General features: G+C 68.7%; 14 protein-coding genes. 8 read left to right on the top strand and 6 right to left on the bottom strand.

What is annotated here, in order from left to right; all coding sequences use genetic code 11:
* The first annotated feature begins 325 nt into the window (after positions 1-325).
* Positions 326-2,779: a DEAD/DEAH box helicase gene (locus tag ACXIZN_RS36380; protein ID WP_457959402.1), complete on the top strand. Its 2,454-nt coding sequence runs from the start codon at positions 326-328 to the stop codon at positions 2,777-2,779.
* Positions 2,780-2,792: 13 nt separating this feature from the next.
* On the opposite strand, the gene ACXIZN_RS36375 is transcribed toward ACXIZN_RS36380, so the two are convergent.
* The 4 genes from ACXIZN_RS36375 to ACXIZN_RS36360 form a co-directional block, all read right to left on the bottom strand.
* Positions 2,793-3,419: a bifunctional DNA primase/polymerase gene (locus tag ACXIZN_RS36375; protein WP_457959401.1), complete on the bottom strand. Its 627-nt coding sequence runs from the start codon at positions 3,417-3,419 to the stop codon at positions 2,793-2,795.
* Between the two features lie 409 nt (positions 3,420-3,828).
* Complete coding sequence (locus ACXIZN_RS36370) at positions 3,829-4,185, bottom strand: Rv3654c family TadE-like protein (protein WP_457959400.1); 357 nt, start codon at positions 4,183-4,185, stop codon at positions 3,829-3,831.
* Positions 4,182-4,526 (bottom strand): TadE family type IV pilus minor pilin, encoded by a 345-nt coding sequence (locus ACXIZN_RS36365; protein ID WP_457959399.1) that lies wholly within the window; start codon positions 4,524-4,526, stop codon positions 4,182-4,184. The genes ACXIZN_RS36370 and ACXIZN_RS36365 overlap by 4 nt, the downstream gene beginning before the upstream one ends.
* Positions 4,526-4,654 carry a DUF4244 domain-containing protein gene (locus ACXIZN_RS36360; RefSeq protein WP_457960688.1) on the bottom strand — a complete coding sequence of 43 codons (129 nt, stop codon included), beginning with the start codon at positions 4,652-4,654 and terminating at the stop codon, positions 4,526-4,528. Before ACXIZN_RS36360 ends, ACXIZN_RS36365 begins: the two co-directional genes overlap by 1 nt.
* A gap of 178 nt (positions 4,655-4,832) precedes the next feature.
* On the opposite strand from ACXIZN_RS36360, the gene ACXIZN_RS36355 reads away from it, so the two are divergent.
* From ACXIZN_RS36355 to ACXIZN_RS36325, 7 genes are all read left to right on the top strand, one after another.
* Positions 4,833-6,215, top strand: a complete 1,383-nt coding sequence (locus ACXIZN_RS36355) for a hypothetical protein (RefSeq protein ID WP_457959398.1) — start codon at positions 4,833-4,835, stop codon at positions 6,213-6,215.
* Complete coding sequence (locus ACXIZN_RS36350) at positions 6,215-7,948, top strand: hypothetical protein (RefSeq protein ID WP_457959397.1); 1,734 nt, start codon at positions 6,215-6,217, stop codon at positions 7,946-7,948. The genes ACXIZN_RS36355 and ACXIZN_RS36350 overlap by 1 nt, the downstream gene beginning before the upstream one ends.
* Positions 7,948-10,215, top strand: coding sequence for a hypothetical protein (locus tag ACXIZN_RS36345; protein WP_457959396.1), 2,268 nt, complete (start codon positions 7,948-7,950; stop codon positions 10,213-10,215). Before ACXIZN_RS36350 ends, ACXIZN_RS36345 begins: the two co-directional genes overlap by 1 nt.
* The gene (locus ACXIZN_RS36340; RefSeq protein WP_457959395.1) at positions 10,139-10,603 is read left to right on the top strand and encodes a hypothetical protein; all 465 of its coding nucleotides are present in this window, start codon (positions 10,139-10,141) and stop codon (positions 10,601-10,603) included. The genes ACXIZN_RS36345 and ACXIZN_RS36340 overlap by 77 nt, the downstream gene beginning before the upstream one ends.
* Before the next feature lie 326 nt (positions 10,604-10,929).
* Complete coding sequence (locus ACXIZN_RS36335) at positions 10,930-11,382, top strand: hypothetical protein (RefSeq protein ID WP_457959394.1); 453 nt, start codon at positions 10,930-10,932, stop codon at positions 11,380-11,382.
* The gene (locus ACXIZN_RS36330; RefSeq protein WP_457959393.1) at positions 11,379-12,257 is read left to right on the top strand and encodes a DUF2637 domain-containing protein; all 879 of its coding nucleotides are present in this window, start codon (positions 11,379-11,381) and stop codon (positions 12,255-12,257) included. Before ACXIZN_RS36335 ends, ACXIZN_RS36330 begins: the two co-directional genes overlap by 4 nt.
* A 269-nt stretch (positions 12,258-12,526) precedes the next feature.
* Positions 12,527-14,743, top strand: coding sequence for an FtsK/SpoIIIE domain-containing protein (locus ACXIZN_RS36325; protein ID WP_457959392.1), 2,217 nt, complete (start codon positions 12,527-12,529; stop codon positions 14,741-14,743).
* Between the two features lie 226 nt (positions 14,744-14,969).
* On the opposite strand, the gene ACXIZN_RS36320 is transcribed toward ACXIZN_RS36325, so the two are convergent.
* Together ACXIZN_RS36320 and ACXIZN_RS36315 are read right to left on the bottom strand one after the other, a co-directional pair.
* Complete coding sequence (locus tag ACXIZN_RS36320) at positions 14,970-15,110, bottom strand: hypothetical protein (protein ID WP_457959391.1); 141 nt, start codon at positions 15,108-15,110, stop codon at positions 14,970-14,972.
* Between the two features lie 170 nt (positions 15,111-15,280).
* Positions 15,281-16,117: a hypothetical protein gene (locus ACXIZN_RS36315; protein WP_457959390.1), complete on the bottom strand. Its 837-nt coding sequence runs from the start codon at positions 16,115-16,117 to the stop codon at positions 15,281-15,283.
* Positions 16,118-16,344 lie beyond the last annotated feature (227 nt).

Here is a 16,344-nt window from a genome sequence, read left to right as displayed (position 1 = left end):
TCCTGGAGACGTCGCCGTTGGCCAACGACGATCCGCCGATGGAACCGGCGGCTCGCGCGCTGGCATGGGGAACTGAACCGGGCATCACGCTAGTCGTACTGCAAGGCACGTCTCACATGACGCTCGCCACAGTCGGTGTGGATTGCGGGAGTGTATTGGTAGTGGGATGGCGGACGGCAAGGCGTCCCCGCCACCGCACGTTCCGTAATCTTGTGAGGCTGGTCACTGTATCGATCATCGGAGGCCGCTTCCAGTGCCCGTTCCGTCCGGCGGCGGACCGTTTCTGTCGGTGCGCTGTGCGAAGCTTCCGAAGGTGGACGGCACCATGCGATCCGGCAAGGGCCGGCGGCTTCTCGACCGCGCGACGGCGGGTATCCCGGCTTCGCTGTACCCGGTCACCCATGTGGCCGAGCTGCCGGCTCGTCCGGCGGATTCCGTGGACTGGCCGGATTGGGCGGCGGGTCCCGTCGTCGAGGCGCTGAAGGCGAACGGGGTCGAGGCGCCGTGGCGGCATCAGGCGGAAGCCGCGTCCTTGGTCCGCGAAGGCGAGCACGTCGTGATCTCGACCGGCACCGCGTCGGGCAAGTCGCTCGCGTACCAGCTGCCGGTGCTCTCGGCACTGGTCGAGGACGAGCGGGCCACGGCGCTGTACCTGTCGCCGACCAAGGCGCTCGGCGCCGACCAGTTGCGTGCGGTGTCCTCTTTGGACATCAAGAAGGCGCGGGCGGCCTCGTTCGACGGCGACACCCCGATGGAGGAGCGGGACTGGGTCCGCGCGCACGCGAACTGGGTGTTCACGAACCCGGACATGCTGCACCGCGGGATCCTCTCGTCGCACGCGCGCTGGTCACGGTTCTTCCGGCGGCTCTCGTTCGTCGTCGTCGACGAGTGCCACAGCTATCGCGGTGTGTTCGGCTCCCACGTGGCGCTGCTGCTGCGCAGGCTACGGAGGGTCGCGGCGTACTACGGCGCTTCGCCGGTCTTCGTCCTCGCTTCCGCGACCACGGCGGATCCGGCGGCGTTCGCGTCGAAGCTCACCGGACAGGACTGTGTCCCGGTCACCGAGGACGGCTCACCGCGCGGCGCCCGCACGGTCGCGCTGTGGGAACCCCCGCTGCTGTCGGAACTCTCGGGTGAGAACGGGGCACCGGTGCGGCGCTCGGCGGGCGCCGAGGCTGCCCGGATCCTCGCCGAACTGGTCATCGAAGGCGCCCGCTCGTTGGCGTTCGTCCGGTCTAGGCGAGGCGCGGAGCTGACCGCGCTCGGCGCCCGCCGCATTCTGTCCGAAGTGGACGGTGCGTTGGCGGAATCGGTCGCCGCGTACCGCTCCGGCTATCTGCCGGAGGAACGGCGAGCCCTCGAAGCGGCGCTGCTGTCCGGGCGGTTGCTCGGTGTCGCGACGACGAACGCGCTCGAACTCGGCGTCGACATCGCCGGGCTGGACGCGGTGGTGCTGGCAGGCTATCCGGGCACGCTCGCGTCGTTCTGGCAGCAGGCCGGCCGAGCCGGGCGCGCGGGCGACGCGGCACTGGTCGTCTTCGTGGCCCGCGACGACCCGCTGGACACCTATCTCGTGCACCATCCGGCCGCGATCCTGGACCGGCCGGTGGAGGCCGCCGTCCTCGACCCGTCGAATCCGTACGTGCTCGGGCCGCAGCTGGCCTGCGCCATCGCCGAACTCCCGCTGACCGAGCCGGAGGTCGCGGCCTTCGGCGGGGACTCGGCGCGCGCCGTGCTCGCCGACCTGGTCAAGGAGAAGATCGTCCGCCGCCGCACGAGCGGCTGGTACTGGACCTCGCGCGACCGGCCGCACGCCGAGGTCGGCATCCGGGGTTCCGGCGGCGAGCAGATCGCGGTGGTGGAAGCCGATTCCGGCCGGATGCTCGGCACGGTCGACCCGGGTTCAGCCTGCTACGCGGTCCATCCCGGTGCTGTGTACCTGCACCAGGGTTCGTCCTATGTGGTCGACGAACTGGATCTGGAGACCGGGCTCGCCCTGGTGCACGCGGAGGATCCGGACTGGACCACGTCACCGCGCGAGATCGTCGACATCAGCGTGCTGCGCACGGAAGAGAAGCGCGTGCACGGCGGGGTCACGGTGAACCTCGGCGAGGTTTCGGTGAGCTCGCAAGTGGTCGGCTACTTGCGGAGACGGCCGTCCGGTGAGGTGCTGGACCAGACTCCGCTGGATCTGCCGGAGCAGAGCCTGCATACCCGCGCCGTCTGGTACACGATCTCGGCCGAGCTGCTCGGCGCGTCCGATGGCGTGGCGGGGACCGGGGGCCATCGGACGGGGACCGAAGCTCTGGAGCCGGTGGGGACCGGAGGCTCCAGGGTGGGGACCGAGGAACTTGGCGGGGCACCGGGGACGGGCGCCGAGTTGGATCCGGCGCGCGTCCCCGGTGCCCTGCATGCCGCCGAGCACGCGGCGATCGGCCTGCTACCGCTGTTCGCTACCTGCGACCGCTGGGACATTGGCGGGGTGTCGACCGCGTGGCACGAGGACACCGGGGAGGCGACGGTGTTCGTGCACGATGGCCATCCCGGGGGTGCGGGATTCGCCGACCGCGGATTTGCCGCGATTGTCCCTTGGCTGGCCGCAACGCGGGAGGCGATCGTTTCCTGCGAGTGCCCGGCCGGCTGCCCGTCCTGCGTCCAGTCGCCGAAGTGCGGGAACGGCAACGATCCGCTGGACAAGGCGGGGGCGGTGGCCGTTCTGGACACCGTGCTCGGGGCTTTGCGTCAGCACGGGTCCGTGTCCGGCCACGGGGTGGCTTGAAATTGTGGGTTGATCAGGCGGCGGTGCTGAGGCTCGCCACCGGGGCGATGGCCTGGTCACCGGCCAGCGCACGGACGAGCACGTCGTGCACGTCGGCGGCCTCGGGCAGCTGCCAGCCCCAGACCTCGGGCTTGACCCGCCAGTGCACGACACCGTGCTGGAACGGCGACGGGGGCAGCGGGATGTAGCCGTTCGCGCCGTGCCACTGGACCGAGGCCTGGTCGGCCAGTTCCCGCGGGATGCTCGTGGCGACGGTGGTGAGGAAGAGCCAGCGGCCGTTCGGCATCGCGACGATCGGGGCGGGGTGCCCGGTGGCGCGCAGCAGGCGGGCGGCGGCCTTGCCGAGTTCGTCGTCGACCTCGATGGCGTCGAGCACGGTGCCGGTGGCGACGAGCAGGCTGTGCGTGTCGTCGCCGAACCAGGTGGCGACCTCGTGGGGGTGGGTCTCGGTCAGTTCACGCCAGTTGTCCTGGGCCGGGACCGGACGCCGCCAGGTGAGGTCGTCACCGTCGGCGGTGAGCGCCGCGGGCTCGGCGCCCGGGAGCACCGGCCAGCCACGCCAGGCGAGACCGATCGCCTCCGCACGCATTTCGATGCGGAAGGCGCCCCGCCAGCTGTCCGGCCAATTCGCGTCCAACATTACTGTCCCTGCCTCAGGTCAACTCTGTCCTGTGTCTGTCTCGGTCGCACCGGCCTCGGCGAACTTTTCGAAGTGGCGCACATCTCAATAAACGGCAAGTTGCACATCGGGAGAAGACCTCACGCGACAACCGGCGGTTACTTAGCGATGAACGCGCGGTAGTGCGACCGGACGGACCGAACGCCGGACGTCCGGTTATCGGGCCCGCACGACCGGTGTGGAGCCGTTCGTCGCAGCCGACCTGGGCTTCCCGCCTGCGTGACGGCGCTCGCGGTGAGCGGCGGGCGGCCGTTCGGCGGTGAGCTGATCATGGCTTCGACCGCTCGCCGCGCGTCAACGACCGCTGCTCGCGCCCAACGGTTACTCGCGCGTACTCCTCGCCTGGCGACCGTTCGTCGTGCGACCCCTGTCACGGTGACCGGTCGACCGGACCCGCCCTGGCCCGCGCCTCCGCCCGCCCGGTGACCGCCGGACGGCCCGAGGGCTCCGACCGCACCTCGACCAGGGCGTCGCCTCGTTCCCACCGGCAGGTCAGCAGCGTGACCGACATCCGGACGGCGACCTGCCGTGCCCGTTCGCAGGCCGCGGCGGGACCGCTCGACGCGTGCGAGGCCGCCGCGAGGGCCGCCAGATCCGCAGCGGCCTCGACACGGTGCCGGGTCGTGACCGCGGAGCCGATCCAGAAGGCGATCGCGGCCGCGCAGACCAGGACCGCGACCATCGAGGCGGTCCACACGGTCGCGACACCGCGATCGTCCGCGGTCACGGCCCGCTCCCCGGCTCGGCGACGGCGAAGGCGCTGGAGCGCAGCCGGATACCCGGCAGGAGCCCGGCGGCCGGCTCGGCCTCGACGCCGGCCGTGATCGTGTCGCCTTCGCGGACGACTTCCAGCCGGGCGCCGGACGGCGCGATCTCCCGGACCGCCTGTTCGGCACGGGCGGGCTGGCCGCGGGCGAGGAGCCTGGCGGCCTCGCGGGCCGCGTCGGTGCAGCGGAGCTGATCGGACGCGAGCCCGATCCCGGCGAGCAACAGGGCAGAGACGAAGGTCAGCGCGCCGATGCCGAGCGCGGCCTCCACCGTGACGGAGCCGCGGTCGTCGCCGCGCATCAGAACCTCACCGACAGGGCCCGCTCGATGAGCGAGGTGAGACCGGCTCGGACGGCTTCGCTTTCGATGACCACATAGAGGAGGGCCGCCAGCGCGGCGGCGGCCAGCGTGGCGATGGCGTATTCGATCGTTGATCTTGCTTTGTTCCCGTGTCTCGATTCCCCGCCCTCGGTCTGTATCGAACTTCATAGTCCTTGGCAGTCCACTTTGAATCGAAAGTATGTTCGAGAAATGTTGATGATCGACTTCGATCCCGCCGGTTGGAACTCTTGGGATCTAGGGCGGGAACCGTTGATTCGCAAGGGAATGCCAATCCTGATCGACGAGGATCTGCGGTTCGAGGACGGCCCTGGGTCGCCCCGGCCGACCGTCGTGGCGAACCGGTGGCTACGGGAGTTGCCGGTAAGCGGTGCCCCGGCTCAGCGGACCTGGAAGGTGTACGCCCAGGCGTTGCGATCGTGGCTGGAATTCGTCCTCGGCGTGGCGGATCTTCACCCGTTCGCGTCACGGGAGCAGTTGAGGGCGGCGTTGAGCGCGTACGCCGGGCATCGGCTGTCTGGGCCGCTGGAGGCCCGTTGGGACGTCGCGACGTGGAACCTGAATATGACGGTGTTGTCGCGCTTCTACCAGTGGGCGGAGGCGGAGGGACATTGTCAGGCCGTTCCCTTCACCTACACGCTGGGACGCCGGATGGTCGACGGCGCGGTGCGGGAATACGAGTGGAACAACGCGAAGCTGCGCGCGCCGAAGCCGCATTCGACGATCAAGTACCTGGAGCAGGACTTCGCGGACCTGTTCGTCAAGGCGCTGGCCGGTTTGCTGCCGGACGGTAGCCCGGACGAGGCGTACCGGGGCCGTGAGTTGGGCCGCAACGCGGCGATGGGGAGGCTGGCGCGGTCGAGCGGCTTGCGGCGGCAGGAGTTCACCTACTTGCTGGTGTATGAGGTGCCGCCGCTGCCGCAACGGCGTTCGCCGGTGCCGGTGCTGTTCCCGCTGGGTCGGGGTCTGACGAAGGGTTCGAAGCCGCGTACGACGTGGATCGACTACGACGACCTGGCCGAGGTCTGGCAGTACATCGAGCTGGAGCGAGCGGTTGCGGCCGAGGGCTTCCAGTGGCGGCCGCCGCGGAAGCTGGGCGAGTCGCTGTGCGTGGAGAACCCGGATTGGGAAGGCGCACGGATCAACGGTGTGCGGCGACCTTGGCGGGTGCTGTCACCGAACGAGCGGCTGCGGCTGGTCTCGCCGGAGGGCGGCTCGTGCCTGCTGGCGTTGCAGTCCACGGGTGCTCCGTTCGTGGACTGGGCCACGGTGTTCCGGCGGACGTCCGAACGGATCCGGGCGCGGTTCGAGCCGCGGTTTCCTATTGTGTCGCCGCATCGGTTGCGCCACACCTTCGCGATGTCCACTTTGGAGCGTTTGGTGAGTGGCTATCACGAGCGAGCAGCCGAGCTGGTCAAGGACACGGACGCGGATGCCGGTCTGGCGCTGTATCTGAGGAAGAGCGATCCGTTGACGGTTTTGCGTGATCTGCTTGGGCATTCCTCGGTGGTCACCACGGAGGTCTATCTCCGCCGTTTGGACGTGACCCGGATCTATGAGGACTCCTACAACCGTGCAGGCCAGCGCGCCGGGTTACTCGGTGCAGCTGGCATGGAGGTCGATGCGGAGTTCGACAAGGAGGATGTCTGATGCCGGCGTCAGTGGTCGAGGAACCGTTGTCGGTGCGGTGTGTGTTTCCTGACGAGACCACCTGGACCGCACGGTTGAACGGTCTGCCGAATCCGCGCCTGGCCCTGGATCTCGCGCGCGGCTTGGCGATGCTGGTTCATCCGCATGGCCGGGTCACCCGCCAGGGAACGGTGGCGACGTACGCCGTCACCGCCCGCAAGATGACCAGGGAGCTCGCCGAGGCGGGATTCTCGGGAGGCGGTTCAGAGCTGACTCGCCCAGTTCTGTTGCGTTTCTGGATGGCTTGCACCAATGCCGACGAGCGGCGCAGCCGGATGCTGCTCCGCGGATACGACGCCGCTTCTGGCGCGCTCAAGCCAGAGATCCGCGAGCATTTGGCGGGTCGAAGCCTTCATATCGAGCCACGGCGTGGGACGTATAAGCCCTACACGGAGGCCGAGTGGAACCGCCTGGTCGAGTGTTGCAAGAAGACCGTGGATGACAGTTGGGCAGCTCACACCGCTGTGCTGGATCTCGCGGCTGGGGGTGCCGACCCACGAGTCGCCGGTGTGCGCAGGGAGAACGTGGCGTGGCTCTTGCTCCGGAACGGGCCGATGACCACCGAGGCCTTCCACGACTACGTGCGCGGGCATGTTACGTGGGGGCCTGCAAAGACGAGGCCCCATTTCATGGTGTCCGAAGTGCGCGAAGCGTTGTTCCCCACATATGACACCCAGATCGCCTACCGCCTGCTGTTCGGCACCTACACCGGGATCGTCCCGGACGGGATCGACGATCTTGGGCTAGACGACATCGACTGGGCTGGCGACGAAACGGTTTTGCTCGACTACGTCAAGGGGCGCTCTGGGCCCGAGGGGATCACGCTCCCAGCACGGGCGGTGCGGTTGCTCACCCGCTGGCTTGAGTACTCCACTGTGTTGCGCCGCTTCGCGTCTCCGGAGCGCAGGGAGAGCCTGTGGATAGCGGCCTCTCTCTACGTCCCGGGCAGCTCTGAAGGAGTCGTCGGTGTCCCCACCACCGGGAAAGCTCAGCGGGTTTGGGTCCGCAGCCGTGGCCTGACAGGCGACGACGGCGCACCGTTGCTGGTTCACCGCGGCCGCATCCGCACGACGTACCAGCAGCTGCTGGCACGTCGAGGGTGGACTGGCCGCACGACGATCGACCCCAACCACACGGCGAAAGTGGAGGGTGACCACTATCTGACCGCCACTACTCCAGCCCAGCAGGACGCCGTGGAGTCGATCATCGAGGATGGGCAGGCCGATATCCTGCGCAAAGCCGTGCCCCCGGTGGTGCTGTCCGACGAGCAGACCGCCGAGCTGGTGGATGGATTCCCGGATGCGGTGGCTCGGCTGACGCTCGATGACGCCGCGATCGCGGAGCTGGTCGGTGGGGATCGGGACGTGTTCACCGCCGCGTGCGCCGATCAACTTGCAGGCCAGCATGGTCCGAAGGGCAAGCCGTGCCCGGCGCGGCCGTGGGTGTGCCTGCTCTGTCCTCTGGCGGTGTTCCTGCCCCGCCACGCGCCGAATCTGTTGCGGTTGAAAGCGTTCTTCGCTCGCCAGTTCCGGCTGATGACCACAGACCAGTTCGTGCGGGTCTTCGGACCGTACGCCGATCGCCTGGACACCGAGATCCTGCCGCGCCTCAACTCCGCAGTGGTCGACGAGGCCGTGAAGGAAGTCCGTGACGACGACACCGAGATTCCCCTGCGTCCAGAGGAGACGACCTGATGTCTGCCCCTTCCGATCATCTCGATGAGGCCGTTGGCCTGTCGGTCTTCTCAGGTGCCGATGTCTGCGCGACTGCTGGGTTGGCGTTGCGTCCCGGCTCTCACCGCCCGATGTACGACGAGGACACCTGGGATCTGACCGGCTTGGCCGACGCGCATCACTCGATGTTGCGCCACGAGAAGCAATGGGAGTTCGCCGACATCGCCAACCCACGGTGGCGGCTTGTGCTCAAAGACCTTCTCCTTGGGTTGTTGGCAGCTCAGGACGAGCGTGTGCTCGACCTGCCACGCGCCTTCCGTACGCTGCGCAGCCCCCGAACGTGCTACCGCTACCTGATCCGGCTGAAGACGTGGTTCGGCTGGCTCACTGCGCAGGGCATTACCACGCTCGCGGATGTGAGTCAGGAACATTGCGACGCCTATCTGGAGGAGCAGTCCTGGAGCGAGGAAAAGCCCGGGAAGCCCCGTCGCCGGCTCGCGGAGGCCACCATGCACGAGCCAATCAAAGCGATCCAGGCACTCACCCTGTACGCCCCCTTGTTCAAGGCAGACCGGTACCGTTCAGGTTTCGTGCCTTGGGGGACCCGGAGCGCGTGGCGTGTCAGCGGCAGGAAAGCCCATACACCGAACACCACACCGCCGGTCCCGGATGAGGTTCTACGGCCGCTGGTGGCCAACTGCCTCTATCTCGTAGACGTTATCGGGCCGCGTATGGCGGATCTTCTCGATCAGGTTCGCGCTTACGTCCCCGAAACATCGACAGTTGCATACGAACGCATCGGCGACGTCCGCCTCTCCCGGTTCGAGGAGGTCGTTGACCGGTACCGCCAAACCAAGACTCCGCTTCCTCGCGCTCACGACAAGGACGTGCGTGATCGCCTTGAGAGAGGGTGGAGCCCCGACGACCCTCTGTTGCTACTCCACGTGAACCTTATGGCAGGCGAGGCGGGGTTCGTCCCTTGGAAGACGGGTCACATCGCTCAGCTGCGCCCCTTCCTGGAACCTGCTGTCGCCGAACTTGGGATTGTGGACTGGTGGGGGCGGGACGCCGCGCTGGTGCCGAGGGCCGACTCCGGCGAGATGGTTCCTTGGACGGAGCCGATGAATGCCCGAGAAGTCCGCGACAACGCCAGCTTCTGTGTCCACGCCGCCCACCTGCTGACCGCAGCGGTCACCGGGATGCGGGCCAGCGAGCTCAAGGAGATCGAGAGTGGCGCACGACTCCCGCAGATAGACGTCGCCGGCGGCGGCCGCCGTTTCCGGTTGGGCAGCAAACTCATCAAGCATCAAGAGTTCGGAGGCGTTTTTGACGAGTGGGTCGTCGTCGAAGAAGTTGATCGCGCCGTCGGTCTCGCCGAACGGATCAGGTCCGTACCGCAGGGAAAGCCACTCTTCGGCACCAGCAACATCAGCACCAGCTACGTCACTTTTCGGGAATGGCTTCGACGGCCATTCGCCCAGCGTCTCGGCCTGGCCGAACTACCTGACGGTCCGCTCAACGCGCGCATGCTCCGACGCACATTGGCGCTGGAGATGGCCAAACGCCCGGGTGGGCTGTTGGCGACGAAGATCCACCTCAAGCACGTGTCGGTGGTTACCACCGAGGGCTACGCGCATCGGCCAGGTGGCTCGCAGGCACTGTTCCACGCTGAAGTCGAGCAGGCTGAGCACGAGCACCACCTGGGGCTGACCGTCGCGGCGTTCAAGGACTACCAGGCGGGCGTGATGCCCGCCGGTCCGGGCGCACGTGACCTGATCACCACGTTCCGGCATGTCGATGCGGCGATCAGCGACCTGTCCCGGTCGGAGCCGATGATGGTGGACAACGATCGGCGGCTGGAGAACCTGCTGCGCCAGCAAGCCGGTTCCCTGCACGTGGGAGCGGCGAACTACTGCTGGTTCAAAGACCCCGCGAAGGCGTTGTGCTTGCGCTTGGCCGGTACCCCGGACGCCTCGCGTCCGCTAGTCGGCATGTGCGACTCCGGCCGCTGCCCGCAGGCGACTCATCACCGCGAACACCGTCCCGTCTGGGCGGGGAAAGCCAAGACCGTCGAGGTGTTCCTGGGCAACCCGCGGGTGCCCAAGGGCGAGAAGGCGCGGCTGCAGGCCGAGTACGACCGCACTGTCCGTGTGGTCGCCGAGATCGACACCGCCAGCACGGTCGAGAACGACGAGAGGGAGGGGATGTCTGATGCGGATCACCGAGGAGCAGCGACGTCAGACCGAGGAGCGGATCCGGGCGGCGATGGATCGCCTGCTGCGTGGTGAGCTTCCGCCTGGCGGCAAGTGCGATGTGAAGACTCTCGCTGCGGAGTCCGGGGTGGCCCGCGCGGCGATCTACACCACCTATCTGCACCTGAAGGAGGAGTTCGAGCAGCGCCGCGATCAGCTGCGCGAGGCCGGTGTCATCCCCGATCCGCGCGAGGACCAGATCGAGCGGCTCAAGGAGCAGGTCACTGAGCTACGTGAGCGGCTGACGGCTAGGGACGAGGAGATCGTCGTGCTGAAGACCTTCCGTACGTCGGCGGTGTCGCGGCTCGCGGCTCAGCACGCGGAGATCCTGCGGTTGCGCGAGGCGATGCGGCAGCAGGGCACGGTGCGCGGCCTGCCCGCCGGCCGTAGCGAGGCGGGTGAGGCGTCCTTGCCCGGCCGGTGACGGTCCGGCGGCCTCGATCCCCGAGAAGCAGTGCGGGATCGAGGCCGCCGGGTCGCNGCACGCGGAGATCCTGCGGTTGCGCGAGGCGATGCGGCAGCAGGGCACGGTGCGCGGCCTGCCCGCCGGCCGTAGCGAGGCGGGTGAGGCGTCCTTGCCCGGCCGGTGACGGTCCGGCGGCCTCGATCCCCGAGAAGCAGTGCGGGATCGAGGCCGCCGGGTCGCCGAGTGACCGGATTCCGCGTGTACGGCAACAGAAAGTTCAGGCGGCCCCGGGCGCGGTGCGGCTAACACCGGCCGGGGCCTTGATCGCAGAGGAGCTGCGACCCATGGGAAACCCTATCGATGACGCACGTCCGCACAGCGGGCGTGACGCGGTCCGTACCCGAAGCACGCACAGCCCGGCCCGGCATGTCCCGGCCGGTGAGCTGCTGGTGTGGTGGGAGACCGCGTTGCAACGCACGGCTGAGGCCACCTTCGCCGGGCGGGCCGTTGACGTCGAGGACTACTGGACCGAGCTGGCGGTGGGTACCCGTCTCGCTCGCCAAGTCACGGCTGGCCGGTGGGTCGTGGTGACCCGGCTGCTGCTGGCCGGTGCGGTCGGTGACTGGTCGGAAGTCGGCAGCGCGCTCGACATGAGCGGCCCGGACGCCGCCACCGAGTTCGCCAGCTGGCTGGCCGAGCAGGTTCGGCTCTACCGGGACATCGGCATAGGCGTGACCATCGCCGAGGCCGAGGACCTGGCGCGGCTGGCGGACGCCCTGGGCGGTGGCGCCCGATGAGCGCACCGGTGCACGAGGATCTGGTGGGCCAGATTCGCGAGTTATTCGACCGGGCGCGAGCGGCGGGGCAGCCGCTGCCTGGGCGGCCGACGCTGGCGAAGCTGACCGGCGCCACGGACTACCGGGTGCGGATGGCGGTGGCGGAACTTACCGTCGGCGGTAAGCCCGCCGTAGATGAATCCACCACCGTTGGCAACGGTCAGCACCAGGACGTCACCAGTATCGCCATCGGGACCGGCGCCGTTCCCGCGCCCGGCCACCGGCCACCCGCCGATCACGTCCCGGACGCGCCCGAGACGGCGGTACCCGAAGGCGTCACCAGGGTGGCCGGGAACCCAGTGACGGACACTGGCGACAGCGCCGCAGACACGAACACCAGCGGCGCCAGCACGACCACCAGCGCCGTGACGCCTGAGGAGCCGGTGACAACCCCGCCGGGTGCGAAGGTGGTGTCCTGGGCCGGATTCGTGTTCGGGTCGGTGATGTCGGTAGCCGCCAACGTGCTGCACACCTGGCTGCCCGCCGAGCGGATGCCGCCGGGCTGGAGCCCCGGAATCGCGGCGCAGATCGGGTCGGCGGTCTGGCCGATCGGGCTGCTGCTGTCGGTGGAAGTGCTGTCGCGGGTCCGCTGGCCGGACGGGTGGGCGTGGCGGTTCGCCCGGTTCGGCGGGACCGGCACCGTCGCGCTCGGTTCCGCGGTGATCAGCTACGGCCACGTGCACGACCTGTTGCTCGCCTGGGGCTATCCCACGGTGGCCGCGTACGTCGGTCCGCTCGTGCTGGACGGGCTGATGGTGATCTCCGGGTTCGCACTGCTGGCGATGAGCGCCGCCAGCGCTGGCGATGGCCTGGACGGGGTCGGCCGTGGCCGGTGAGCAGGTGGTGGGGCCAGAAACGGCCCCACCACCGCCTACATCCCCAGGACCGGAACGGCCGTCGGCGCGGCGTGGACCCGGCCCCACCACCGCCTACATCCCCAGGACCGGAACGGCCGTCGGCGCGGCGTGGACCGGGCAAAGTAGCAGGCCCAGCCGCCGCGGCCCAGGCGACCGCTGCGCGGTCGGCGCACGCGCCGAGCCTGCACCACGGCGTTGGACCTGCTGCCCGCTCAGGGTCCACGCTCGCGCTGACCAGGAGTTCCCGTATGTCCGACACCAGCCCCGACCCTGCCCACGCCACTACTGGCGACGTCTCCACAGACTGCGCCGACGAGGAGAGCACCAACGCGGGAACCGAGCTGGCGACCAGCACCACCAACGCCGTCACCACCGCTGGCGGGAACACCGCGCTGGACGGGGAGCTGCTCAGCGAGGAGGAGTACCGACGCCGCCGGACACGCCGGGTGGTGGCGGTGGCGGTCGCTAGATTGCCGCCGCAGTGGCAGAGCGCCGCCACCGCCCGCCATGCCGGTCTCCGCCTGGCGGGAACGGTCGCCAGGGCACCGATCCGCTACCCCGTCGCCGTCGCACGCGGTACGGCGGTGTCCGCGCGGGCGTGGTGGGCCTGGGTGCGGGTGGAGGACTTCTACGCCGCAGCGAAGAGCGCGGATAAGCTCGCCGACCGGTTCGACGAGATCCACTCGCACCGGGTCCGGCGCCGCTGGTGGACCCTCGCCATCCTCACCGTGGGTGCCGGCGGACTGGTAACCGTCGAACTGATCTACGGGCCGGTTGTGTGGTGGATCGCCGCCACCGCTTTGTCGCTCACGCTTGCCGCAGCGGGGCGGCGCAAGGACGGCTCGCCGGGCCGCAAGAACGTCTTCCCGGGCACCCGGACGCTGGCGTGGACGATCAACGGGGACGTGCTGGTGGAGGCATTTCGGGCGGCGAAGGTGATCGGCCCGAAGGAGGGCCTGGCGTTCTTCGCCCGTCCGACCCGTGAGGGCGAGGGCTGGGCGGTCGTGGTCGACCTCCCGGCCGGGCGGAAGGCGTCCTCGGCGATCGCCGCGCGGGAGTCGCTGGCCAGCGCGCTCGGCGTCGACGAAACCCAGCTGATCCTGGAACGGGTCCGGGGCACCGGCGGGCACGCCGGGCGGCTGGCGTTCTGGGTCGCCGACCGTGACCCGCTGGCCGAGCCGCCGCTGCGGTCAGGGCTGGAGAAGCTGCCCGAAGTGTCCATTTGGGATGGAGTCACGATCGGCGCGACCGCCCGCGGCCGGGCGGTGACGGTGGCCTTCTGCTGGACCGCGTGGCTGATCGCCGGGCTGCCACGCTACGGGAAATCCAACCTGCTCAGGCTGTTCCTCGTCGCGGCCTGCCTGGACCCGCACACCCGGATCTACGCGGTGGATCTCAAGGACGGCGCGGACTTCAACCCGCTGCGCCCGGTCGCGCACCGGATGCTGATCGCTTCTGCCGAGGGCGCCGAGACCGAGCAGACGCTGCTGCGGCTGCTGGCGCTGCTGATCGAGCTGGAGACCGAGGTCCTGGACCGCTACAAGCGATTCAAGGCGATGCCCGAGTCCGACGTCCCGGAAGGCAAGATCACCCGTGCCCTGTGCGAGGCGAACATGCCGTGGCTGGTGCTGGCCATCGACGAATGCCAGCTCGGGTTCGAGGAACTGGGCAGCGACACCAAGACCGTCAAGGATCTGCGGCGGGTGATCGTGGACAAGGTGTCCTGGCTGGTCCGCAAAGGACCAGCTGCCGGGGCGACGGTGTTGCTGGCGACGCAGAAGCCGGACCGCGGATCGATCCCGACCCGGTTGCGGGACAACATCTCCAGCCGCGCAGCACTCAGGTTGCCGACCCAACAGTCCAACGACATGGCCCTCGGGACAGGGAAGACCGCCGCCGGGGTCGACGCCACCAAGTTCACCGAACGCCACCGCGGCGCGGCCTGGCTGCTGGCTGACGACCTCTCCGGCGTCGGCGCGTCGGAAGGCGTAATCATCCGGGCGGCGAAGCTGGACCTCGGCCCGACTCGCGCTGCCGCCGAGTCTGGACGCGAACGACGCGATGTGCTTGGGCTGCTCACCGGTGACGCCGCTGGCCACCGCCCGCCGGCACCTGTCGACGCGGCGGCGCTGACCGAGTTGGTCGCGGCCAGCGCCGCCGACGCCGATCCCCTAGATGCCGAGATCGTCGACGACGCGACAGCCCGTCCGGTGCCGGAGGTCCTGGAACTACTGGCCGACGTCATTGCCGCGGACGAAACCGGGATCATCGCGACCGCCGACCTCGCTGGCCGGATCGGCTGGGACCCCAAGACGCTCGGAGAAACGTTGCGACGTCTGGAAATTCCCGCGCCGCAGCCGTCGCGACAGCGCATCAGCGGAAGCAAACATCCGGTCTCAGTGCAGCAGGTCGACGCGATCCTCACCGCCATCGGCGAACACGGTGGGCGAGGCCAGGGCTTTTAGAAGAACCGCTCGCCGTGTTGACCGGAGGTTGAGCATCGGGTCGGGTCCGCACAGTTGTGCTGACCCGACCCGGTCACGTGCAGGCTTCGATCCGGCCCCGCATAGCGCGATGACCAGCAGCGGAAGCCCGGTGTGCAGGTGTGCGAGGCCAACCCGTGAGGTCCGCACTCACCTGCACAGCCCTGCTCGCTCGCCCGGTATCCGGGCAACGGCGCGGTTCGCACGGTCACAAGAACCGGTCGACCTCGTCCCATAGCCGATCGAACTTGCTCCACAGGTCGCCGAACAGGTCCTTCAGCCACTCGGCGATGATCCGCGCCACGAGGTTGCCGAGGATCTTCGCGACGAATGAGCGCTTGCCGGTCACCTCCGATCGTGGGTGGGATCGACGGCGAAGCGATCGTCGATGCCCCGGAAAACGGTTGTTGTGCTTGGCCACTGAGGCCCTCCTGCTGCTCGGACCCGCGAGGCGGATCGGTTTCTGAACTCAGCTGGTGCGCAGAAACCGGACAGCACAAGGAAAGCCGAAGCAGCGGCTCACACGGCGCGCAGTCGGCGTTCCTTCGGCGAGGTGGTCCCCTCCGCGTCAGTGACGACTTTTTCGAGCGCGGGCTTCTTGGCGGGCTTGGCGAAGTCGCCGGTGAGCCGCCGCATCAGCCGGCGTTCCAGGCCATCGGCGGAGTACTCGTTCCTGACCTTGCGGTATCGCGAGGCGAGCAGACCGTGCTCCTCCAGCTCCAGGTAGCCGCGGTTCGCCGTGGAGGCTGAAATGCCGTACCACTCGTGCACATCGTCGGCGGGGAGCCAGAACTGACGCTTCTCATCCAGCGCGATGAGCAACATCGCCAGGCCGGGGAGCATGAGCTTGCGGTGCCAGTCGTTAGTCCAGTACGTGAGCGGGAGCTGCAGGTACGGATCGTCGCTCTCGCCCGTGATCTCCGTGTACGGGTCGCCGTTCCCGGATTCGTGCATCGGGTAGACGACGCTCTTGCGGCCGGCGCGCGACCGGGTGATCAGCTTGTCGTCCTCCAGACGACGCAGCGCCTTGGACACGAGACTTTTGGCGGCGGTCGGCGTCCTGTCCTCGAGATTCAGCGCCAGCACCCAGACGCTCGCGTCGAGCTGCACGTCCCACGGGGCGCTGCTGCCAAGCATGCGGGCGAACAAGTAGGCGTTGAGCGCGGTGTGATCGCTGTTGCGCACCAGCTTGGCCAGCGGGCCGGGTCTCGCGTGGCGCCCGCGCCCGCCCTGCTGGATGAAGGCCTTGCGGATCCCGACACCCTGCTTGCGCTTGGACCGGCGGACGTACGCGGCCACGATCTCTTCGCGGCTGGCCGGTTGCTCATCGGGCTCGAACCCGTTGTCGTCGTGCATGAACCCATCATGCGCCCTGTGAGCGGCTTCGTGGCTTCGGCGACCCTGGGTTAGTTACCTCGACAGACAGTGCTACTCGACGGCCTCGATTGCCAGCTACGAGAGCCGCTACGACCACCTCAATCGCCGCTACGCCGACTTGCCGCGAGACCCCTCATGAACGGGTTTCCGGCCTGGGGATCATAGCCCCCTGGAGGGGAGACTTTCCGATTTTCTCAGAGCAGTCT

Source organism: Amycolatopsis sp. TRM77291, from assembly GCF_054166285.1.
This window is presented reverse-complemented; position numbering and strand designations above follow the sequence as displayed.